The sequence below is a fragment of the Candidatus Enterovibrio escicola genome, assembly GCF_002464935.1.
In the GTDB taxonomy this organism is placed as follows: Bacteria; Pseudomonadota; Gammaproteobacteria; order Enterobacterales; family Vibrionaceae; genus Enterovibrio; species Enterovibrio escicola.
On record NZ_NBYY01000010.1, the window covers coordinates 29,334 to 52,763 of the forward strand.

General features: G+C 42.4%; 18 protein-coding genes and 2 pseudogenes. 17 read left to right on the forward strand and 3 right to left on the reverse strand.

Annotated features, from left to right (window positions below):
- The first annotated feature begins 454 nt into the window (after positions 1 to 454).
- From rsmH to lpxC, 14 genes are all read left to right on the forward strand, one after another.
- A complete protein-coding gene (gene rsmH, locus BTN49_RS03940) occupies positions 455 to 1,408 on the forward strand; it encodes a 16S rRNA (cytosine(1402)-N(4))-methyltransferase RsmH (RefSeq protein WP_097356097.1) in 954 nt (317 codons plus the stop codon).
- Positions 1,408 to 1,719 carry a cell division protein FtsL gene (gene ftsL, locus BTN49_RS03945; RefSeq protein ID WP_097356138.1) on the forward strand — a complete coding sequence of 104 codons (312 nt, stop codon included), beginning with the start codon at positions 1,408 to 1,410 and terminating at the stop codon, positions 1,717 to 1,719. Before rsmH ends, ftsL begins: the two co-directional genes overlap by 1 nt.
- A complete protein-coding gene (locus tag BTN49_RS03950) occupies positions 1,719 to 3,470 on the forward strand; it encodes a penicillin-binding transpeptidase domain-containing protein (protein WP_097356098.1) in 1,752 nt (583 codons plus the stop codon). Before ftsL ends, BTN49_RS03950 begins: the two co-directional genes overlap by 1 nt.
- A complete protein-coding gene (gene murE / locus BTN49_RS03955; protein WP_097356099.1) occupies positions 3,470 to 4,951 on the forward strand; it encodes a UDP-N-acetylmuramoyl-L-alanyl-D-glutamate--2,6-diaminopimelate ligase in 1,482 nt (493 codons plus the stop codon). The genes BTN49_RS03950 and murE overlap by 1 nt, the downstream gene beginning before the upstream one ends.
- A 2-nt stretch (positions 4,952 to 4,953) precedes the next feature.
- Positions 4,954 to 6,315, forward strand: coding sequence for a UDP-N-acetylmuramoyl-tripeptide--D-alanyl-D-alanine ligase (locus BTN49_RS03960; RefSeq protein ID WP_097356100.1), 1,362 nt, complete (start codon positions 4,954 to 4,956; stop codon positions 6,313 to 6,315).
- Positions 6,309 to 7,391, forward strand: coding sequence for a phospho-N-acetylmuramoyl-pentapeptide-transferase (gene mraY / locus BTN49_RS03965; protein WP_097356101.1), 1,083 nt, complete (start codon positions 6,309 to 6,311; stop codon positions 7,389 to 7,391). The genes BTN49_RS03960 and mraY overlap by 7 nt, the downstream gene beginning before the upstream one ends.
- Positions 7,392 to 7,394: 3 nt before the next feature.
- On the forward strand, positions 7,395 to 8,735 hold the full coding sequence (gene murD / locus BTN49_RS03970; protein WP_097356102.1) for a UDP-N-acetylmuramoyl-L-alanine--D-glutamate ligase: 1,341 nt from the start codon (positions 7,395 to 7,397) through the stop codon (positions 8,733 to 8,735).
- On the forward strand, positions 8,732 to 9,928 hold the full coding sequence (ftsW, locus tag BTN49_RS03975) for a cell division protein FtsW (RefSeq protein WP_097356103.1): 1,197 nt from the start codon (positions 8,732 to 8,734) through the stop codon (positions 9,926 to 9,928). The genes murD and ftsW overlap by 4 nt, the downstream gene beginning before the upstream one ends.
- Positions 9,915 to 10,991 (forward strand): undecaprenyldiphospho-muramoylpentapeptide beta-N-acetylglucosaminyltransferase, encoded by a 1,077-nt coding sequence (gene murG / locus BTN49_RS03980; RefSeq protein ID WP_097356104.1) that lies wholly within the window; start codon positions 9,915 to 9,917, stop codon positions 10,989 to 10,991. The genes ftsW and murG overlap by 14 nt, the downstream gene beginning before the upstream one ends.
- A gap of 12 nt (positions 10,992 to 11,003) precedes the next feature.
- Positions 11,004 to 12,467, forward strand: a complete 1,464-nt coding sequence (murC, locus tag BTN49_RS03985) for a UDP-N-acetylmuramate--L-alanine ligase (protein WP_097356105.1) — start codon at positions 11,004 to 11,006, stop codon at positions 12,465 to 12,467.
- Positions 12,468 to 12,682: 215 nt separating this feature from the next.
- A complete protein-coding gene (locus tag BTN49_RS03990) occupies positions 12,683 to 13,450 on the forward strand; it encodes a cell division protein FtsQ/DivIB (RefSeq protein ID WP_097356106.1) in 768 nt (255 codons plus the stop codon).
- Positions 13,451 to 13,467: 17 nt separating this feature from the next.
- On the forward strand, positions 13,468 to 14,736 hold the full coding sequence (gene ftsA / locus BTN49_RS03995; RefSeq protein ID WP_097356139.1) for a cell division protein FtsA: 1,269 nt from the start codon (positions 13,468 to 13,470) through the stop codon (positions 14,734 to 14,736).
- A 33-nt stretch (positions 14,737 to 14,769) separates the two neighbouring features.
- Complete coding sequence (gene ftsZ, locus BTN49_RS04000; protein ID WP_097356107.1) at positions 14,770 to 15,942, forward strand: cell division protein FtsZ; 1,173 nt, start codon at positions 14,770 to 14,772, stop codon at positions 15,940 to 15,942.
- A 114-nt stretch (positions 15,943 to 16,056) separates the two neighbouring features.
- Entirely contained in the window at positions 16,057 to 16,974 is a 918-nt protein-coding gene (lpxC, locus tag BTN49_RS04005) for a UDP-3-O-acyl-N-acetylglucosamine deacetylase (protein WP_097356108.1), read from the forward strand.
- 77 nt (positions 16,975 to 17,051) lie between these two features.
- On the opposite strand, the gene BTN49_RS04010 is transcribed toward lpxC, so the two are convergent.
- Entirely contained in the window at positions 17,052 to 17,522 is a 471-nt protein-coding gene (locus tag BTN49_RS04010) for a DUF721 domain-containing protein (protein ID WP_223823782.1), read from the reverse strand.
- A 501-nt stretch (positions 17,523 to 18,023) separates the two neighbouring features.
- On the opposite strand from BTN49_RS04010, the gene secA reads away from it, so the two are divergent.
- From secA to BTN49_RS21900, 3 genes and pseudogenes are all read left to right on the forward strand, one after another.
- Positions 18,024 to 20,762, forward strand: coding sequence for a preprotein translocase subunit SecA (gene secA / locus BTN49_RS04015; protein ID WP_097356109.1), 2,739 nt, complete (start codon positions 18,024 to 18,026; stop codon positions 20,760 to 20,762).
- Positions 20,763 to 20,892: 130 nt separating this feature from the next.
- Positions 20,893 to 21,318, forward strand: a complete 426-nt coding sequence (mutT, locus tag BTN49_RS04020; protein ID WP_097356110.1) for an 8-oxo-dGTP diphosphatase MutT — start codon at positions 20,893 to 20,895, stop codon at positions 21,316 to 21,318.
- Between the two features lie 564 nt (positions 21,319 to 21,882).
- A pseudogene (locus tag BTN49_RS21900) lies at positions 21,883 to 22,067 on the forward strand (IS1 family transposase); the annotation flags it as partial.
- 209 nt (positions 22,068 to 22,276) lie between these two features.
- On the opposite strand, the pseudogene BTN49_RS17275 reads toward BTN49_RS21900, so the two are convergent.
- Positions 22,277 to 23,028 (reverse strand): annotated as a pseudogene (locus BTN49_RS17275) (IS5 family transposase); the annotation flags it as partial.
- Positions 23,029 to 23,229: 201 nt separating this feature from the next.
- Positions 23,230 to 23,406 carry a DNA gyrase inhibitor YacG gene (gene yacG, locus BTN49_RS17280; RefSeq protein WP_223823783.1) on the reverse strand — a complete coding sequence of 59 codons (177 nt, stop codon included), beginning with the start codon at positions 23,404 to 23,406 and terminating at the stop codon, positions 23,230 to 23,232.
- Positions 23,407 to 23,430 lie beyond the last annotated feature (24 nt).

The window sequence follows — 23,430 nt, forward strand, 5'->3', positions numbered from 1 at the left end:
AGTATGTTAAGGCGAGTTTCAGTTGTTTTACTCGATACTAAGTGCTGTGTAGAATTGCCGAAATGTTATCGGGAAAAACTAGACCGTTGTTGTGATGGTACGTTTGTCTGGATAATTGGGAATTGCCTGTCAGAATAGACGAGTATTAAAGTTAACCTGACTTAAATTTCTAGTTTTTATCTCGCCTAGTGAAGATTCTAAGGGCTACTTATCCGGTCACTTATTTTGATGTAAAATGAATGATTAAGGACGGGTTATGATTGCACCTACTTTGCGGGATCATGCAGTATTCACCCAATAATGAAATGTTAACTGGACAATTAAACAAGTTTGGACTTGTGGCTTAGTACCTTGGAACAACAGCAGATCTATCAAGATCTTCAACTTCTAAGCGGAATCAGCAGAGAGGTTGAGTTTTAGACTTGCCGCACTCTCGCTTTAGGTAGTAAATATTATGTCAGGAAATTTCTCACACATATCCGCACTGCTTCATCAATCCATTGATGGTTTAGCAATAAAACCAAACGGTATTTACATTGATGGAACCTTTGGCCGTGGTGGTCATAGTAGAGAGATTCTGTCACGTCTTGGCAAAAATGGTCGTCTTTTCAGTATAGATCGTGATCCACAAGCGATTGCAGAAGCTGCAAACCTTGTTGATCCCCGTTTCAATATTATTAATGGCCCTTTTTCTAATATCCAACAATACATGGAAGATCGTAGTCAAAATGGTCAGATTGATGGTGTACTGTTGGATCTCGGGGTTTCGTCACCTCAGCTAGATGATCCTGAGCGAGGATTTAGTTTCATGCGAGATGGGCCATTAGATATGCGTATGGATCCTACTTCTGGTGTTCCAGCAGCACGGTGGTTGCAAGAGGCGAATACGGAGGAAATTGCATGGGTGTTGAAAGTGTTCGGTGAAGAGCGTTTTGCTAAACGTATCGCTATCGCTATTGTGGAGCATAGGAAGGACAAACAAAAAGCTCCATTAACGCGCACCTTACAATTGTCTCAACTAATTACCAACGTATCTCCAATCAAAGAAAAAAAGAAGCACCCAGCTACACGTAGCTTTCAAGCGATACGTATTCATACCAACGGCGAGTTGGATGAAATTAGGATTGGATTGCAAAGTTCACTTAATGTATTAGCACCTGAAGGGCGTCTGTCAGTAATCAGTTTTCACTCACTGGAAGATCGTATGGTGAAGCGTTTCATGCGTCAACAAAGTAAAGGGCCAGATATACCATATGGCTTGCCAATGACTGAGGCTCAAATTAGTGAAATGGGTCGTGCACGTTTGAAATTGGTGGGTAAGGCACTAAAACCCTCAGATCTGGAAATATCAAAAAACCCGCGTTCACGGAGTTCTGTGCTTCGTGTTGCCGAAAAGATAGGTGATTGATCTTGTCTAATCCGAGCTTAATTAAGCAAATTATCCACGACTTTATTACGGTAGGTAAGGTTCCATCTATTCTGTTTATTTTGATTTTATTTTCGGCATTAAGTATCGTTTATGTCACGGAGCAAACGCGTACTACGATTGCTAATAATGATCAGTTGTTAATGGAGCAAGAACGTTTAGAGGTTGAATGGCGGAATCAACTGTTAGAGGAGTACGCATTGTCAGAGCACAGCCGTGTTGAAAGTATGGCACGGAAAAGTCAGAATATGAGACGCCCCGATAGTAAACGCGAAATCATAGTGAGTCGATAGTGTTTAAGGGAAAAAAGAAAGAAGTCAATTATAGAACCAAAAAACCAGCACCAATTTTTATCAAATGGCGCTTCGTGACGGTTTGCTTTTTTGTTTCTTTCGTGTTTCTAGCATTGATTTCGCGCGCTGCTTTTATTCAGGTGATTGAGCCAGACCGCCTTCGTTATGAAGGCGATTTACGTTCTGTACGGGTAAAATCCTTTTCTTCTGCGCGTGGTATTATAACGGATCGGAATGAAGAGCCATTGGCAGTGAGTGTGCCAGTGCAAGCCGTTTGGGCAGATCCTGTACAAGTGTTCAGAAATGATGGTTTGGTTGATACCGTACGTTGGAATGCATTGGCGGATGTGTTGGGTCTTGATCGTAAGAAGATGTTAGTGCGTATTGAAGAAAATAGAAATAAGCGGTTTATCTATCTCCAACGTCAAGTTGGATCCGCGATGTGTGATTATATCAAAGGCCTTAAACTTCTGGGTATTGGTCTTAAGGAAGAGTCTCGTCGCTTTTACCCTTCGGGTGAAGTCAGCGCGCATCTAGTGGGAGTGACGGGGATTGATGGTCGTGGATTAGAAGGGATTGAGCGGGGGTATGATAACTGGCTCAGTGGAGAACCAAGACGTCGTATTGTACGTAAAGATAGATATGGCCGTGTGGTTGAAAATCTATCTCTTGGAGTTCTTAATGAAGGAAAACCACTGCAATTGAGTATTGACCAGCGTTTGCAAGCAATGTCTTATCGTGCGATCAAACAAGCTGTGGCAGACTATCGTGCGACATCAGGTTCGTTGGTGATGGTAGACGTGCGTACAGGAGAAGTGCTCGCCATGGTCAATGTTCCATCATACAATCCTAATAATCGAGCTGATCTGAAAAGCTATAAGATGCGGAATCGTGCTATCACTGATGTATTCGAACCTGGTTCAACCATTAAACCCTTGGTGATATTGGCAGGATTAGAAAACGGTGTCGTAGACGAAAATACCATCATTGATACCGGAAATGGTGTCATGTCGATCGGTGGTTCAAAGGTACGAGATGTCACGAAAGTTGGTAAAGCTGATCTACGTAGTATTCTTAGGAAATCTAGTAACATTGGTGTAAGTAAACTTTCACTGTCCATGCCTGTGGAAACCTTGTTGGGTTTATACAGTATTTTCGGTATAGGCGATGTTACGGGTGTAAATTTGGTGGGTGAGTCTCTCGGTCTTTATCCTTATCGTCGTAGTTGGTCTGATTTTGAACGTGCGACCTTGTCATTTGGCTATGGCTTTTCTATTACGCCTACTCAGCTTGTACGCGCGTATGCTGTTCTTGGTAGTGAAGGTGTTAAACGTCCGTTGTCAATTTTAAAAACTGAATCTGTCGTCCTAGGTAAACAGGTGGTTTCGAGGAAAAATACTCGCAAGGTGTTAGATATGCTAGAATCAGTGACCGAAAAAGGTGGTAGTGCACGTCGTGCTGCGGTGGCGGGGTACCGTGTTGGGGCGAAAACAGGTACGACCAAAGTGGCTATTAGGGGTGGGTATGGTGATGATTACGTTGGCTACACGGCGGGCATTGCACCGATTAGCGCTCCTCGTATTGCCATGGTGGTGGTGATTAACGAACCACAGGGTGATAAGTATTACGGAGGTCAAGTAGCGGCTCCTATTTTTTCTGAAGTTATGAAAAGTACGTTACAGATATTGAATGTCCCGCCTGATGGGAAACTGACCATGTTGCAGACTGCAAAAACAAACAAGAATAGCTGATGCACGAGATAAGTTTTAATGAACTTATGGCGCCATGGTTAGAATATGTACCAGAGAAAAAAATTACTGGACTTAAATTAGATAACCGTCAGATTGAGCTAGGGGATGTATTTATCGCTATTCAGGGACATAGTCTGGATGCGAGAATTTTTATCGCTGATGCTATTAGTGCAGGTGCAGCGGCCGTGATAGCTGATGAAGGCGATACTGGCGGACAATTTGGTGTCACTATGCATGATACTGTACCCGTTGTCACTTTTCCTGATCTTAAGTCTAATCTTTCTGAGATCGCAGCGCGCTTCTATCAATTGCCAAGTCAACGGATGATGATGATCGGGGTGACGGGTACTAACGGTAAAACCACTGTCAGTCAACTTATTGCACAATGGATTGATTTGATGGGTGGTTACACCGCAGTGATGGGTACAACAGGAAATGGTTTTCTTACTGAATTAAGGCCGTCGTTAAATACTACAGCGAGTGCAGTAGATATCCAACAACAATTGGCATCATTCCAACACCTAGGAGCGACCCATATTGCAATGGAAGTGTCTTCGCATGGTTTGGTACAAGATCGTGTCAAAGCAGTCACATTTGATGTGGCTATTTTCACCAATCTGAGCCGTGACCACTTGGATTACCACGGAAGCATGGAAGCTTATGCGGAAGCTAAGTTCCGTCTATTCACAAAATTTGGTTCACCAGTGTTCGTTATGAACGCCGATGATGGGGTGGGTGCACAATGGTTAGAGAGCATACCTGAAGCTATTGCGGTGTCGCTGTCTGAAGAGGGCGTGAAAGCTTACTCCGGACGTAAACTATGGCTTACATCAGTAAATTACACCATCAGTGGCGTGACGGTAGAATTTGCATCGGATTGGGGTGCTGGAAAATTCAGGGCACCATTGGTGGGTGAATTTAATGTAATGAATTTGCTGCTTAGCCTAGCTACCTTACTTGGGATTGGTTATGACAAGTCAGCATTAGTTAATGTTGCCCAGCAACTTCGGACTGTTAACGGTCGAATGGAAGTTTTTTACCGCGCTGATAAACCCCTGTTGGTGGTTGACTATGCTCACACTCCGAGTGCTCTTGGGAAAGCACTCACGGCGTTGCGACGCCATTGTGAAGGGCAACTTTGGTGTATTTTTGGCTGTGGTGGAGATAGAGATACGGGTAAGCGCCCTATGATGGCAAAGATTTCGGAAACACTTGCGGATAAAGTTATTTTGACAGATGACAATCCTCGATCTGAATTACCACAAAGCATCGTTGCGGACATGCTTAAAGGGATGCATTCGCCAGAAAAGGCGATTGTCCTCCATAATCGTGTGCAGGCTTGTCATTATGCCTTTGAAAATGCATTTGAAAATGATGTCATTCTCGTAGCCGGAAAAGGTCATGAGGACTATCAAGTATTGATATCTGAAACGATTGCATATTCAGACCGTGAGACTGTGCGGAAGTTATTGGAATTTTAGGGATGATCCCGATTTCTATTAAAGCGTTGCAAACTTTGCTCAACGCCGATCTTGTTGGAGAAGATGTGGTTATTGATGCGTTGTCAACTGAAACATCCACATTAAGCCATGGTTCTTTGTTTGTCGCGTTGGTTGGTGAGAGGTTTGATGCACATGACTTTGTTATTACCGCCAAGCAGAATGGTGCGTCTGCACTATTGGTTTCTCAGCATGTTTCTTGTGATTTACCCCAACTAATTGTAGAGAATACCAAATTGGCTCTTGGCCAATTGGCCACGTGGGTGAAAGTGCAATGTGATGTGAAAACTATTGCACTGACAGGAAGTTGTGGAAAAACTACGGTCAAAGAAATGTTAGCGTCGATCCTTTCTCGGAAAGGACAAACCCTTTACACTGCGAATAATTTTAATAATGATATTGGTGTCCCTTTGACGTTACTGCGTTTGCAGCCGTCGCATGACTATGCAGTTGTCGAATTGGGTGCAAATCACATCGGTGAAATAGAATATACCACGAAAATGGTTAAACCTGATATTGCTCTAGTGACAAATATTACTGCAGCCCACTTGGACGGGTTTGGCTCACTGGAGGGAATTGCGAGAGGCAAAGGTGAGATCTTTGAAGGTCTTGCCGATGGTGCACCTGCGATTATCAATTTAAATAGCAATGGAGGTTTGTATTGGAATTCAGTACTGGAAAGTAAGCAATTACTTACAATGTCAGAGTCGGACAAATCTGCTGACTATCATGCTCTAAATGTACATCAAATTGACGAAGGTTGTTTTCAGTTTGATATGGTGACGCCTGTTGGCATCTTCCCGATTATTTTGAGCTTGCCAGGTGAACACAATGTCGCCAATGCGCTTCTTGCTGCGAGTGCTGCATCAAATGTTGATGGTATCACTATGAAAGAGGTGACGGAAGGTTTGGCTTCTGTTGCAGCATTGAAAGGCCGCGGTATGATTACATTTCCACGTCCCGGTCTTCGGCTAATTGATGATAGCTATAACGCGAGCGTTGCAGCTATGAAAGCAGCGGTAGATATGCTCGATAGCTTTGACGGTGACAAAGTAATCGTCCTAGCAGACATGAGAGAAATGGGTAAATATTCTGGTACCGTTCACCAAGACGTTGCAGAACACCTTAATAAAGCATCGATTCAAACCATAATTACTTACGGGTCAGCAAGTGCTGTGATCAGCGAACATTGTGGTGGTCAACATTTTGATAACAAAGATAAGTTGATTGCGTACGTAGTAAAACTCATAAAAATAAAACATACAGTTTCTGTGTTGATAAAAGGTGCTCATGGGATGAAAATGTCACAAGTGGTTGCGGCTATTGAGGAGGCTACAACATGCTAGTTTGGCTTTCTGATCTCCTTGAACACTACGTTCCTTTTTTCCGTCTTTTCGACTACCTGACGTTTCGGGCAATTGTTAGTGTGTTGACAGCGTTGGTAATCTCGCTATGGATGGGGCCTCACATGATTGTTCACCTTCAGATATTGCAAGTTGGTCAGGTGGTGCGTAATGACGGGCCCGAGTCACATTTTCGGAAACGTGGTACGCCTACCATGGGGGGCATTATGATTTTAACTTCCATTACGGTGACGGTATTGCTTTGGGCTGATTTATCCAACCCTTATGTATGGGCGGTATTGGTTGTTACATTGGGTTACGGTACCATCGGATTTGTTGACGATTACCGTAAGGTGGTTCGTAAGAATTCGGATGGTCTCGTTGCATGTTGGAAATATTTCTGGCAATCCACCATTGCGCTGGCTGTTGCGTTTTTTCTTTATATACACGGTCAAGACACTGTTGTAACTCAGCTTGTAGTGCCTTTCTTTAAAGATGTGATACCACAGCTTGGTTTGTCCTACATCATTCTAACGTATTTCGTTATAGTGGGAACCAGTAATGCTGTCAATCTTACTGATGGGCTTGATGGTCTTGCGATCATGCCAACTGTTATGATTGCTGGTGGCTTTGCGTTTATTGCGTGGGCAACGGGTAATGTTAACTTTGCAGAATACCTACACATTCCGTACATTAAAAACGCCAGTGAACTGGTAATCCTGTGTGCCGCGATTGTTGGTTCAGGTCTTGGATTTTTGTGGTTTAACACCTATCCCGCCCAAGTTTTCATGGGTGATGTGGGCTCATTAGCACTGGGTGGTGCGTTGGGTACCATAGCAGTACTAGTGCGTCAGGAATTATTATTGGTGATTATGGGTGGTGTATTCGTGATGGAAACCCTGTCTGTGATTCTGCAGGTAGGCTCATTCAAACTGCGAGGACAACGTATTTTCCGCATGGCACCCATCCATCACCATTATGAATTAAAAGGTTGGCCAGAACCGCGCGTTATTGTACGTTTTTGGATTATTACTTTGATGTTGGTTTTAGTTGGACTTGGAACCTTGAAGGTACGTTAAACTATGGCAAACGCCACGAGAAAAAAGATTGTGGTGATAGGGCTCGGTATGACTGGGCTTTCTGTTATTCAACATTTTGTTAGGAAGGGCAGTGATACTGATATCAAAGTGATCGATACTCGAGTCACACCTCAGAGAGTTGAATTATTGCCACCGAATGTCTCATTACACACGGGTGGATGGAATATGGACTGGTTGCTCACCGCGGATCAAATTGTTACAACTCCCGGTGTTGCATTATCAACTCCAGAACTGAAACAAGCGACGGTAAAAGGAATTGAGATCGTAGGCGATATTGAACTTTTTGCACGTGATGTGAGTACTCCAGTTATCGGTATTACAGGCTCTAATGGCAAAAGTACGGTGACGAATCTGGTGGGAGATATGGCAAAAGTAGCTGGGATAAATGTTGGTATCGGTGGCAACATTGGTTTTGCTGCACTGGACATGCTAGCAAATGACCATGCACTTTATATCCTTGAACTGTCAAGTTTTCAGTTGGAAACAACATCATCACTCAATCTGACGGCTGCGGTGTTTCTGAATTTATCAGAAGATCATATGGATAGATACACGGGCATTAATGATTACCGTAATGCCAAACGTCGAATTTTCGACAGGGCAAAACTTGCAGTTTGGAATCAAGACGATTTGCAATCAAAAGCATTAAATCATTCGAACATGATCAGTTTCGGTTTTACTAATGGTGATTACACGGTCACATTACTTGATGGTAAGGAGTGGTTAACTGCAAAAGGTATCCCAATTATGCCTGTGTCTGATATCGCATTGGTTGGCCGTCATAATGTCGCAAATTGCCTTGCAGCAATGGTGCTTGCTGATGCGGTGGGCATAGATAGACAGGTGCAATGTACGGCAATGCGTCAGTCTAGGGGATTACCTCACCGTTGCCAGCAAGTGTTAGAACATAACGGTGTTATGTGGATCAATGATTCAAAGGCGACTAATCCAGCGAGTACGTTAGCGGCATTGGATGGACTTCAATTTGCAGGACGATTACATTTGTTGCTGGGAGGTGATGGAAAAGGTGCTGATTTTTCAGTTTTGAAACCTGTACTTGAAAGGTTAGATATAACTCTGTATTGCTATGGCAGAGATGGTCATAAATTTACTGAATTGTCTGCCCACACAAGGGTGGTGGACACCATGCAGCAGGCGATGGACCTCGCAGCACAAAACGTAACCTTTGGGGATATAGTGCTACTATCTCCAGCGTGTGCAAGTCTCGATCAATTCACTAGTTTCATGGAACGAGGCGATACTTTCTCGGCCTATGCAAGTGAAATTGCTGCACGAATGAATGAGGGTAGGGTTTCAGTATGATGGGTACCAAGTGGGAAAAGATCAATGTTTGGCGTTGGTTATCGTGGCCTGATCAAACCACTTTGTATGACAGATACATCGTCTGGATCTCGTTAGGCTTGATGCTAGTGGGGTTCATTATGGTATCATCGGCATCGATTCCATTGTCGAGTCGTTTAGCTGACCAACCATTTTACTTTGCAATACGTCAGGGCATTTATCTCATTGGCGCGATTATCGTTGCAGGGATGATGATGCAGATATCTTTGGATAAGTGGCAGCAATTTAGTGTCCCTATGCTATTGATCTCACTATCCTTACTAGGAGCTGTGCTGTTTATTGGCCATTCTATTAATGGTGCGTTACGCTGGCTCCCACTAGGTATTATTAATCTGCAACCAGCAGAAGTGGCAAAGCTTTCACTATTTTTATTTGTGTCTGGTTATTTAGTTCGCCGACACGAGGAAGTAAGAGAGAGTTTGACGGGGTTTCTTAAACCTTTAGCGGTGCTTATCGTCATTGCCTTACTGTTGTTAGCACAGCCAGATTTAGGCTCTGTCGTCGTGATGTTTGTGACCACGTTAGGAATGCTGTTTATTGCGGGTGCAAAACTTTGGCAATTTTGCGTCCTTCTTTTTTCAGGGATTGCCCTAGTGGCCATGGTTATCATCACTGAACCTTATCGTATTAGCCGTGTCACGTCATTTTTGGATCCATGGCAAGACCCATTCGGAAGTGGTTACCAACTTACTCAATCATTAATGGCATTCGGCCGAGGTGATTGGTTGGGGCAAGGTTTAGGTAACTCGATTCAGAAACTTGAATATTTACCTGAGGCACATACGGATTTTGTGGTTGCGGTTTTGGCGGAAGAACTGGGGCTTGTGGGCGTTATATCTGTACTACTGATGATATTTGCATTGGTGTTGCGTGCACTGTTTATTGGCAAACGATGCTTAGAAGTTAACCAATTGTTTGGTGGTTTCCTCGCGTTTGGTATTGGGATCTGGTTTGCCTTCCAAACCTCTGTTAACGTGGGTGTTGCCATGGGTCTTATGCCAACAAAAGGCTTAACATTACCCTTGGTAAGTTACGGAGGGTCTAGCTTATTTATTATGTCTACTGCGGTGGTGCTGTTATTGAGGATCGATCACGAATACCGATTAACTGCCTTCGAAACTCATGAACGAGTTACGGTACATGACAAAACATAACGAGCAACAAGGAAAACGCTTATTGGTGATGGCAGGTGGAACAGGAGGTCACGTTTTTTCAGGACTATCCGTAGCAAAGATGTTGCAGCAAGAAGGGTGGGATATTCGTTGGTTGGGTACTACTGGAAGAATGGAGGCAGACATAGTACCAAAACATGGCATAGAGATCGACTTTATTGAAGTAAAAGGGCTGCGCAACACTAATTTCACGCGTAAACTTTCTGCTCCTTGGATGGTAGTGAATGCTGTTTTACAAGCGAGAAAACACATCCATCGCTGGCAGCCTGATGTAGTACTTGGCATGGGTGGTTACGTGAGTGGGCCGGGTGGTTTGGCTGCATGGCTAAGTGGTATCCCTGTGGTAATTCATGAACAGAATGCTGTAGCAGGATTAACTAACAAGTGTTTGTCTAGGATTGCTCTCCGTGTGTTGCAGGCATTCCCAAGTGCTTTTCCAAAGGGAGAGGTAGTGGGAAATCCAATTAGAGCAGGTTTTTGTGTATTACCTGCTCCTTCAGAAAGACTCAGTGAAGTGGATCATCCACTAAAAGTGTTTGTGATGGGTGGGAGCCAAGGTGCTCACATCCTTAACTATATCGTACCGTTAGTGATGTCAAGTTTACAGCGAAACATCTTGATCTGTCATCAGGCGGGTAAAGGTAACCAAGCGGATACTATGCAGCGATACCAAAAATTAAATGTGGCTAATGTTGAAGTTACCGAGTTTATAGATGATGTCGTCGCCACTTACCAGTGGGCGAACCTATTAATTTGTCGTTCAGGTGCATTGACTGTATCGGAGGTTGCTGCTGCGGGTGTTGCAGCTATTTTTATCCCTTTTCAGCACAAAGATAATCAGCAAGTATTGAATGCAAGATACCTAGTAAATAAAGGTGCCGCAATCATGATTGAGCAGCCAGAACTTATAGCAGAAAAGCTAACTGAAATGTTGGGTACATTAGATTCTAATACCTTGAGGACAATGGCAGAAGCGGCACGTAACGCTGCCGTTATAGATGCTTCTTCTCGGGTTGCCAATATCATCAAGGGAATAGTGGATTAAGAGAACAAAGTGATGAGAAAGTTGGAACGTCATCAACTAAACAAGATCAGAGTTATGGTGCCAGAAATGCACCGTGTAAAACGTATCCACTTTGTCGGTATTGGTGGAGCAGGTATGTGTGGCATCGCAGAAGTGTTAATGAATGAAGGGTATGAAATTACAGGCTCAGATCTTTTAGAAAGTTCTGTTACCCACCGCTTGAAAAGAAAAGGTGCCAAGGTTTTTATCGGTCATGCAGAAACAAACATTGAGGGCTCTAGCGTGATTGTCGTGTCAACAGCTATTAAACAAGACAATCTAGAATTGGTTGCTGCTAAAGTTGCACGTATTCCTGTGGTATGTCGAGCCGAAATGCTGGCTGAGCTGATGCGCTACCGGAGGGGCATCGCGGTTGCAGGGACCCATGGTAAAACCACTACCACTGCACTCACGACATTGATTTATCAAGAAGCGGGTCTTGATCCAACATTCGTTAATGGTGGTCTAGTTAAAAGTGTGGGTACCAATGCGCGTTTGGGATGCAGTCGATACTTGATTGCTGAAGCTGATGAAAGCGATGCATCGTTCCTACATCTGCAGCCGATGGTGTCCATTGTGACTAACATCGAAGCGGAGCACATGGACACGTATGGTGGTGATTTCGAAAAGCTGAAGGAAACCTTTGTTGAGTTCCTGCATAAGCTTCCGTTTTACGGTGAAGCTGTGATGTGTATCGATGATCCAGTGGTTCGAGAACTGATTCCTTTAATCGGTCGTAAAGTAATTACCTATGGATTTTCTAACGATGCTGACGTGAGATTGGAAGATTATCGTCAGGAAGGACAAAAAGGTATTTTTACGATTATTCGTGCTGGCAAGACGAATCTAGATATTGAACTCAATATCCCAGGTCGTCATAATGCATTAAATGCCGCAGCAGCCATTGCTGTTTCTACCGAAGAGGGTGTTGACGATAATGCAATTTTGCGTGCGTTGTCGAACTTTGAGGGGACGGGTCGTCGCTTTGAACAATTGGGTTTATTTCCAGTAGAGGACGGACACGCCTTGCTGGTAGATGATTATGGTCACCACCCAAGTGAAGTGGATGCAACCATCCAAGCAGCCCGTGCAGGTTGGAACGATGCACGATTGGTGATGGTATTCCAACCGCATCGTTATACTCGTACTCGCGATTTATATGATGATTTTGCGAATGTGCTTGAACACGTTGATGTGTTGTTGATGCTGGATGTTTATTCTGCTGGTGAAGTGTCGATTGTAGGCGCTGATGGTAGAAGCCTATGTCGCACGATTCGTGTTCGAGGGAAAATTGATCCAATTTTTGTTCCAGATGTGAAATTATTGCCAGCGGCACTCGCTGCGGTTATTCAACCTGGTGATTTGGTATTGACACAGGGTGCAGGTGATATTGGTAAAGTAGCTAAAAAACTGGCTGAACTGAAACTGGATAAGAAGGCGTTGAACGATCACGTTTGATAACCGTCAAATAACATTGAAAAGCTTCCGGCGAACAAGTGGTTAGTGTTTGATTTTTGCTCGGATATTGATGATTTCGTATGTATCTAAATCTAAGCTTTGTAACTTCTGCGTAAACAAGGGTTTGTGAGCTATCAAACTGACCGCTATAATTGGTCATTGTTGCGAAATAAAAAATAGGTTGCCTGGAATAGCTGCGAGACCATTACCTGACTATGACTGATGTAATTGAAAATTATATGCCGTCTCAACCTTCAGTGTTTAAAGTGCATGGAGGGGGGCTGGTGTTCCTGTTGTGTGTCATCTCAGGTATTTTATGGTCTTTGTTGCGTGTTCTGGTTTGGATGGGTGACGAAACTCAGTTACCGTTGTCCCAAATAGTTGTACAAGGAAAGTTGACTCATTTATCCGTATTAGATATCCGCAATGCTGTGCTTAAACTTGGGCAATTGAATAGTTTTATGTTGCAGGATGTGGATGATATTCATGACGCGATTTCTTTATTGCCATGGTTGGCAAATGTTGCAGTAAGAAAACAATGGCCCGACACACTCAAAGTGTGTGTGTCAGAGTACCAGCCAGAGGCAATCTGGAATGGTTCTCAGCTCTTGGATGTGTCCGGTATTGCGTTTGATGTAGATCCGGAAAATGTCTTGGATATGGTGCTAGTCTCTTTACATGGTCCTGATGGTAGCGAAAGTGAAGTATTGAAAACGTGGCGAGAAATGCAGAAGATTATTTCACCAACAAAATTAGAAATTGCCACCTTAGCACTAAATGAGCGCCACTCGTGGCGAATAGTAACGCGAGATGGTATACGAATTGAGCTAGGGCGCAAGTCTAAAAATGTACGATTAGAACGCTTTGTTAGCTTGATCAATGCGATTAATGCAACAGGGAGAACTATGCAATATGTGGATTTACGCTACGACACGGGTGCTGCGGTAGGCTGGAAGGTTATGCAAACACTCAATGAAGAGTAAACCTGAGAGTGGGTGGAATGAAACAAACAACAGACAGACCGCTTATTATTGGATTAGACATCGGGACATCGAAGGTTGCGGTGTTAGTCAGTGAAATATTGCATGACGGTGCAGTAAATGTTCTAGGTGTAGGTATCACACCCTCTCAGGGTATAGATAAAGGTGGAGTTAATGACCTTGAGTCCGTGGTGAGATCGGTCGAACGCGCTATTAATGATGCCGAATTGATGTCAGATTGTAAAATACGATCGGTCTTCCTTTCATTGTCCGGTAAACATATTCATTGTCAGACTGAACGCGGGATGGGAACGATTTCCGACCAAGAAGTCACCCAAGATGATATCGATATGGTAATACATACGGCAAAGTCTGTAAAAATAAGCGAAGATCAGCGTGTCCTGCATGTGATTCCGCAAGAATATAAAATCGATTACCAAGAAAGGATTAAGAACCCGCTTGGCTTGTCGGGTGTTCGAGTGGAAGTAAGTGTTCAATTGATTACCTGCCATAGTGATACTGCAAGAAATATTGAAAAAGCTGTAGAACGTTGTGGCCTAAAAGTTGAGCAATTAATTTTCTCTGGTCTTGCGGCGAGCCATGCCGTTATCACTAGAGATGAGAGAGAGCTAGGGGTTTGTGTTGTCGATATTGGTGGAGGAACCATGGATATCGCAGTGTGGACAGGTGGTGCGTTACGACATTCTGCTGTTATTCCCTACGCTGGAAATGTCATCACTAGTGACATCGCCTATGCCTTCGGTACGCCATTAAGCGATGCTGAAAAGATAAAAGTGAAATATGGCTGTGCGTTAAGTAAGTTAGTGAACACGGATTCCAAGGTGAATGTTCCAGTCAATGTACCAAGCGTAGGTGGGCGTCCTTCGCGAAGTTTGCAACACCAAACATTAGCTGAAGTCATTGAACCACGTTGTAGTGAACTGTTGGGGTTAGTTCACCAAGAACTGGAGCGGGCTCAGGAACGCTTACGTGCGCACGGCGTAAAACATCAATTAGCTGCAGGTATCGTCTTGACAGGGGGTACGGCACACATGCAGGGTTTAGTGGAGTGCGCCGAACGTGCTTTTCAGAATCAGGTACGCGTGGGACTTCCTACGGGAGTGGTGGGGTTGACCGACTATGTTAATGATGCATATCACGCAACCGCGGTTGGTTTGCTGCATTATGGTAAAGATAATCTATTGAATGAAATGAACGAACGTCAGCCAAAACGAACTGTAGCAGGAATGTTCAGTAAGCTTGGTGGTTGGCTTAAAAAAGAATTTTAAACCTGATGTGAACAGGAATAACGGAGAGAACCTATGTTTGAACCGATAATAGAAATGTCCAATGATGCAGTAATTAAAGTTGTGGGTGTTGGTGGTGGCGGTGGTAATGCGGTTGAACACATGGTGCGTGAGTCAATTGAAGGGGTAGAATTTATTACCATAAATACAGATGCGCAGGCACTTCGTAAGACTGCGGTTAGCACAATCATCCAAATCGGTAGTGATATCACTAAGGGGCTTGGTGCTGGTGCAAATCCACAAGTAGGTCGTGAATCCGCGATGGAAGATCGAGAAGTGATTAAAGCTGAGTTCGAAGGTGCCGATATGGTGTTTATTGCCGCTGGTATGGGAGGTGGTACCGGAACAGGTGCAGCCCCCGTTATCGCTGAAGTGGCGAAAGAGCTAGGTATTCTGACCGTTGCGGTAGTTACAAAACCTTTTAGCTTTGAAGGTAAAAAGCGTTTGACGTTTGCTGAACAAGGAATCGAAGAACTGTCAAAGCACGTTGATTCACTGATCACTATACCTAACGAAAAACTTCTGAAGGTACTAGGCCGTGGTATTACATTACTTGATGCGTTTGCAAAAGCGAATGATGTATTACGTAACGCGGTGCAAGGAATTGCAGAACTTATTACACGTCCTGGTTTGATAAATGTCGACTTTGCCGACGTACGTACTGTGATGTCCGAAATGGGTCACGCAATGATGGGTAGCGGTGTAGCAAGCGGTGAGAACCGTGCAGAAGAAGCAGCCGAGATGGCAATTTCTAGCCCACTACTTGAAGATATTGATTTAGCGGGAGCACGGGGTGTGTTGGTCAACATTACTGCTGGTTTTGATATGAGACTGGATGAATTCGAGATAGTGGGCAACACTATAAAAGCATTTGCCTCAGATAATGCTACTGTGGTTATAGGTACTTCAATGGATACTGAAATGAGTGAAGAACTCCGTGTTACTATTGTCGCTACGGGTATTGGTAACGAGCAGAAGCCTGATATGACTTTGATTTCTGGTACACAAAAGAAATCGGCAGTGGAATATAACACACAATCTTTGCGAGAAACACGTAAGACAGCAATATCTGTATCGGAGGGACGTTTATCGGATACATCCGTTCAGTCCCAAACATCGAATGTTACGCCGCAACAAGAACAAGACTACTTGGATATTCCTGCCTTTCTTCGTAAGCAGGTCGATTAATCCAGCAACTCTTGGTTTGTGTACGGTGACATGCTAACATTATGTTAGTTAACTCAGTTATGAAAAGGTAATTAGTAACTTATTACAGGAACTAATTCTAGTTGGAAATGCCAGATGATTCGACAACGAACATTAAAAACAATTGTTCAGACGACTGGGGTAGGTTTACACTCTGGTCGTAAGGTCACGTTGATCCTTCGCCCAGCTGCAGCTAACAAGGGTGTTATCTATCGTCGTACTGACCTTCATCCATCGGTTGATTTTCCGGCGGATCCTGCATCAGTTCGAGATACTGTGCTGTGTACTGCATTAGTTAACGATGATGATGTGCGTATTTCTACGATAGAACACCTCAACTCTGCATTGGCGGGAGTGGGTATTGATAATGTCATTGTTGAAATAGATGGCCCAGAAATTCCAATCATGGACGGTAGTGCTAGTCCATTTGTCTATCTGTTGCAATCGGCAGGTATAGAAACCTTAAAAGCACCTAAACGTTTTATACGAATTTTGAAACCTGTACGCATTGAAGATGGCGATAAGTGGGCGGAATTGTTGCCTTATAACGGATTCCGACTCGATTTCTCCATCGACTTCAATCATCCAGCAATTGAAGCAGAACAACAAAGTCTAGTGTTTATTTTTTCTTCACAGTCTTTTATTAAGGATATCAGTCGAGCTCGTACCTTTGGGTTTATGCGTGATATCGAATATCTACAATCGTGTAATTTATGTTTGGGGGGAAACTTCGATTGCGCTATTGTTCTTGACGATTATCGCATCCTGAATGAGGATGGACTTCGTTATAGTAATGAGTTTGTTAAACATAAGGTATTGGATGCCATCGGTGATCTCTATATGTGTGGACATAATATTATTGGTGAAATGCGTGCACATAAATCTGGACATTCTCTGAATAACAAGCTTCTTAGCGCAATGTTGGCGGATGAAAAAGCGTGGGAATGGGTGACCTTTGAAGATACACATATATCGCCAGTAAGGTTTGTAGAACCTGGTATGGTTATGGCCTAAGGGTTTAGAGATTATAAAATTCAGTCTATTTTGATTTCTTGTGTATCAACACTCTCATTATGCTCTCATTGAGATTTTTACTCTGTGCTGTCACTATTAGATAATAAGGTAGCAATGGCTTCTAACTTTTTCTTGATTTTTTCGGGGACTATTCCCGTAACATCTCTTAGATATTCTGCAGAAATATGGCTAACAGTTCGTTGTTGGATGGGAGCGTATGTCACTTTTTTTGCAGTAGATTTTGCAAGTTCTGGATTTACCTTGATTTCAATCGTTGATAGTGACGGTAACGCTTCTTTACGAAGGGCGGATATCAACGTTTGTCTGTCATAATTCAAGCGGGTTCCCCAAGATGAAGAGCCACACTCAATGACAAGTATTCCGTCACGAAAGTTTGCAACTCGGCAATGTTTTGCGGGTTGTTCTGGAAGCAGGGCTTGAAGCTGCATATTTAACTTCAACAAGGCAATAGCCCGTCGATGCACTGATCCAGTCGTGCTGTTTTTCAATAAATCTAGTGTTGCTTGTGGTCTGTGATCTCTCATCATATTCTAGATTTATCATGATTTTTCGTTATTACATCGGTATGTATATATCCCAGAATGGCCAATAAACCCCACAAATTACATATCAAACAAATTATACATTAAACGTTCTCGCATCCTTAAGGATGGAACTTGCCGTAATTTGACAGTATACCACACTTCTTATATAGGTGGGATGCTGTATCGACAAAGCTTATTATAGACTGTCATACTAAAGCTACTTAACATGCTGTTTTAGCAAGAGTAATTGCCTTTGTTTACAAGGCATTTCTTTGTGTCCTACTTGAAAGGAGTATATATACTTCACGTAGCTTGATTAAATGATTCATTACCCTTGAAATATTCATCTAGGGATACCAGATTATCATCACGGGTATGGTAGATTTTCTAACAAAAACTTCTAAAAGTTTTTGTAGGGGATGTTATGTTCATCCCTCGCAGCGCGGTATCCTTGCTTTAGCCCGGATGCTAAAGCGTAAAAATCAGGAGATAAACGGCAAAACCATGTTATTGAAATTAATTACAAAAGCAATCGGAAGCCGCAATGACCGCACACTACGTTGCTTACGCAAAATCGTAAACCAGATTAATAAATTTGAACCACAATTGGAAGCTTGTAGTGATAAAGAGTTAAAAGCAAAAACTACTGAGTTTCGTCAACGCTTAGAGCAAGGCGAAGAACTTGATGCTATTTTACCTGAAGCATTTGCAACTGTGCGCGAAGCATCTAAGCGTGTTTTCGGTATGCGTCACTTTGACGTCCAACTAATTGGCGGTATGGTATTGAATGATAGCCAAATTGCAGAAATGCGCACAGGTGAGGGTAAAACTTTAACGGCGACCCTACCTGCCTACCTACATGCTCTTACTAGAAAAGGCGTTCACATCGTTACAGTAAACGACTATCTTGCGAGACGTGATGCGGAAACTAATCGGCCACTGTTTGAATTCCTTGATATGACGGTGGGCCTCAACGTACCGAACATGATCCCGTCAGAGAAAAGATTGGCGTACCAAACGGATATTCTTTATGGAACTAATAACGAATTTGGGTTCGATTATTTACGTGACAACATGGCGTTCCTCCCTGAGGAACGTGTTCAGCGCGAGCTTTATCTTGCTTTGGTAGATGAAGTTGACTCTATCCTCATTGATGAAGCACGTACTCCTCTTATCATTTCAGGCCCTGCAGAAGATAGCTCTGTTATGTATGCACGAATTGATACACTAATCCCTCAACTTGTTAGACAAGATAGAGAAGACAGCGAAGAATACCGAGGTGAAGGTCACTTCACTGTTGATGAAAAGTCTAAGCAAGTATATTTGACTGAAACAGGTCAAGAGTTTGTAGAGGATCTGCTGAGAAAAAAAGGCCTCATGGCTGACAATGATACGGTTTACTCTCCAGCTAATATTTTGCTGTTACACCATATTAATGCTGCATTACGTGCGCATGTACTGTTTGAAAAAAACGTTGATTACATCATTAATGATGAAAAAATCGTCATCATTGATGAACACACAGGACGGACTCTGCAAGGTCGTCGTTGGTCTGAAGGCTTACATCAAGCTGTTGAAGCCAAAGAAGGCGTAAAGATCCAAAATGAAAATCAAACACTTGCATCAATTACCTTTCAAAACTATTTCCGTCTTTACGAAAAATTATCAGGAATGACAGGTACGGCCGATACCGAGGCGTTTGAATTCCAGTCTATCTATGGTCTAAATACTGTGGTTATTCCAACTAATCAACCAATGGTTCGAGATGATATGGCTGATCAGGTTTATATGACGGAACGTGAAAAATTCGATGCGATAATTGAAGATATTAAAATACGTAGTGGAAAGGGTCAACCTTCCTTGGTGGGTACCGTGTCCATCGAGAAATCTGAGCTGTTGTCTAATGCACTTACTAAAGTTGGAGTAAAGCACTCGGTACTGAATGCTAAGTTCCACGCACATGAAGCTGATATCATTGCAAACGCGGGTTCTATAGGTGCGGTGACTATAGCAACCAATATGGCGGGTCGTGGTACTGATATTGTGCTGGGTGGTAACTGGGAAGTTGACATGGCGAAGTTGGAAAATCCAACCAAGCAACAGATTGAAAAAATCAAAGCTACATGGCGTAAATGTCATGAGGAAGTTAAGGAGGCGGGAGGTTTACACATTATCGGTACTGAGCGACATGAGTCTCGTCGTATTGATAATCAGTTGCGTGGTCGTTCAGGTCGTCAGGGTGATCCTGGTTCAAGCCGTTTTTATCTCTCTATGGAAGATTCACTGATGCGTATTTTTGCATCGGAACGTGTATCTAATATGATGAAAAAATTTGGAATGGAAGAAGGTGAAGCTATTGAACATCCATGGGTGAATAAGGCAATTGAAAATGCTCAGCGAAAAGTTGAAAACCGTAACTTTGATATCCGTAAGCAATTGCTTGAGTTTGATGACGTAGCGAATGACCAACGTAAAGTGGTTTATGAACTGCGTGATGAACTTATGGAAACTCACAACATCAGTGATATGATCAATCATAATCGGGGAGATGTGATTAGAGATGTTGTGGATCAATATATTCAACCTCAATCTCTGGAAGAAATGTGGGACGTAGTTGGTCTAGAAGCGCGTTTGAAAGTAGATTTTGACGCTGAGTTACCATTAGAAAAATGGTTGGATAACGACGATGAGCTTTATGAAGAACAAATGCGTGGGCGTATTCTTGATTACATAGCTAATATGTATAAGTTAAAAGAATCGATCGTGGGAGAAAAGGCACTACGCAATTTCGAAAAATCGGTAATGTTGCAAACACTGGACACGTTGTGGAAAGAGCATTTAGCAGCCATGGATCACCTTCGTCAGGGTATTCATTTGCGGGGTTATGCACAAAAAAACCCTAAACAAGAATATAAACGTGAATCGTTCGAACTATTCTCAGATATGCTTACTACACTGAAAGTAGATGTTATTATGATACTGAGTCGAGTTCGCGTGCAGCAACCAGAACAAGTGGATCGCATGGAAAAACTACTCCTTATTAATGCTAAGAAGTCAGTGTATCGTCAAAAAGTGAGCCATGCAGCAGCGAAAAACCAATTAGATGATAGGCACGGAAGTCATGAATCAGAAACAATTGTTCGTGAAGGTCGTAAAATTGGTCGAAATGAATTATGTCCATGTGGTTCTGGTAAAAAATTTAAGCAATGTCACGGTAGGATTAACGTATCCTCTCTAAAGTAAGAGGAGTTATTTCTAGGCTTTATCTCATGAGGAAAACGAAGTTGATAGCACTGTAACTCCTGAAAGAATACTAAGTGTGATGTAAAGACCGTACAGTAGACCGTTTTAATGGAACTAAATTCGTATAATTATGGCAGAAAAATCTAAAAGTTGTGTTCATATCGCGGTAGGTATTATAGTTAATACTGAATGTAGTATGATTTTCATCACTCAGCGTTCTGGGAAAGCACCCAACGGGAATTTATGGGAGTTTGCGGGTGGGAAGGTAGAGGTAAATGAAACGGTAGAACAAGCTGTATACAGAGAACTTAAAGAGGAAGTGGGTATCAATGTAAAAATGGCAGAGCCATTTATCTCATTAATCAAAAATTGCTCAGATAAAATTCTGGCAGTAGATTTTTTTCTGATAACGTCGTTTGAGGGTGAACCCTTTGGTAACGAAGGACAGATTGGATATTGGGTACCAGTTTCCAAGCTTTCGGAGTTTAAGTTTCCAGAAGCAAATAAACCAGTGTTGGATAAGTTAGTGGCACGATTTTGCGAGAGCCTGAATTAAGGTTTGAAGTGAGGTACTTTTTAATCAAGTGGCTAAAGCTATTTCTGGTTATGTGTTCAATAGGGCTTTCTTCGTGTAAAATGCCTATTTTTGCATGGTGATTTTTATACCTAACGTTGATGTTAAATGTGGTTTTTGCCAGCATACAAAAGTGGTTAAATAAGGAAAGTATTGACCTGGGTAGCACAGATCTCGTTTCCAGTTATGTTTTCCAGCTTGGATATACATACATGGCTTGTTAGCTTGGGATGAAAAAGCAAATTGTTGAACTTTTTATGAACAGTGCGTGGGTGTATAGGAAGCTCCTTTCGAGGGCCTTACATCAGCATTAATGCGGTTGTAAGGGTTTTAAGAAACGTACCTCCTTGTTTAACCAAATTCCCTCTTACATGTAAAGGAAGTGGTACTTATCTGAGAAGTAGATGAGTAATCATTTTTCGTGGGTAACAATAATAACCAGTGCGGGTTCTGGTATGCTGAGTAGCTTCGATTGAAGAAAATGATTACTCACGCATTCTACTGTTGTGGAAGAGAAATATTAAATTGATCTTTCAATCTGTTATCTATACTCAACGTATAGAGAGGGAAGATTTGATCCTACGTCCATACTTGAAACGATTAAATATGAAAACAATTGGATATTCAAATCAACGAAAATGCATGATAAAATGCTTGGTACGTTTATTGAATATGCGTCCAATCTTTGGATTACGATCAATCTATTGAATGCACAATCCAATTTATTTTAAATGAAGGATGCGGAAATCCTAAAAATTTTTTATGATAAGCTCCGGTTAGTTAGAAACTTTATCCTAAATAACCTGCGTTGCGCATAAAAAATGAACTAAATGCCAAAGTCGCAATTTAGATTTTTTAAAAACTATTGATTGTAGAGGTGTTGTTGATTAAATCAGGCCTATAACGCTATAATGCACTGATATGAATCTTTTTTACAGTTTTAATATGTTTGCTGTTGAACAAGCATACCGAGCCCTATAACTTTGTTCATCGCTTTTACGTTTGGTAGCTCTTCACTAACTTGAGCATTGTAATTGCGAAGAGTAAGTTTAGGGCTGAGCAACTGTTTATAGCGAAACGTTTCTGTCTCTGCTAATGAGCGTTTGTGATAACTTCTGTCCTTTTCCACTCCGCCCGCTTGGCTTCTTTTAAAGCCTTTTCAGCTTCATTTCTAGGATGTACTTCCTCCAAGTACCCCGCGTTGCTTGGCGGTGGAGTACTGTCGTTATTCCTTTGTTCTTCAGTACGTGGGGGAACATGCTCTTGTGTCATAGGATCCATCAGCACTGACTTGCTGTATCTTTCGTCGTAATGGGTTAAGCAATATAGGTAAAACCTCATTATCACCTACAAAAACTAGGTTAACTTCTGCAGCAATAACCTCCTGAGTAAACACATCAACGGCAAGATGAAGTTTTCGCAAGATACGTCGCTTTTCCTTACCGTGTGTATGCGTTTTCCATCCACCTTCGTCATATTATTTTAGGACTATGGCATCAATAACGACGTGGGAAATAACTCCTTTACTTGCAAAGGGTACTTAATTTTTACGGTCTCCCAATGGTTAATAATGCAAGTGTATGTAGGTAATTTAAGCGGGATATTTATCAACGTAAAAACTGAATTGAGAAATCCTTCTAATTCACGAAGTGGAAGTTTACAAATACTTTTCACTATCAGTGCTATTTCAATCTCGGTATTTTTCTAAATATGAGCCTATTTATGAGTATCAAGGTTGGAAAAGTTTAGAAACAGAATTAAGGTGAAGTTGGGTTTGGTTTTTCGCCCCGTTGCTAGTAAGTAAAAGCGAGTATTGATAGGTATACCTCTGTGAAGAGTGCCCCTAAATCCTAGTATATTCGGTACTATGACCTATTGATCCGGAAACCAACTCTAATCATCAGATATATCTAGGACGTTGGAAATACTTTTCTCTCCCTTTTCCCACTCACCTAAATCAATAAGTTGACAGCGTTTGTTACAAAATGGACGAAATGGGCTGATATCGCTCCATACAACAGGAACTCCACATTGCGGGCATTTAACGAGGGTTAATTTTTGTTGATCCACAATTACCTCAGAATAAGTGATGGG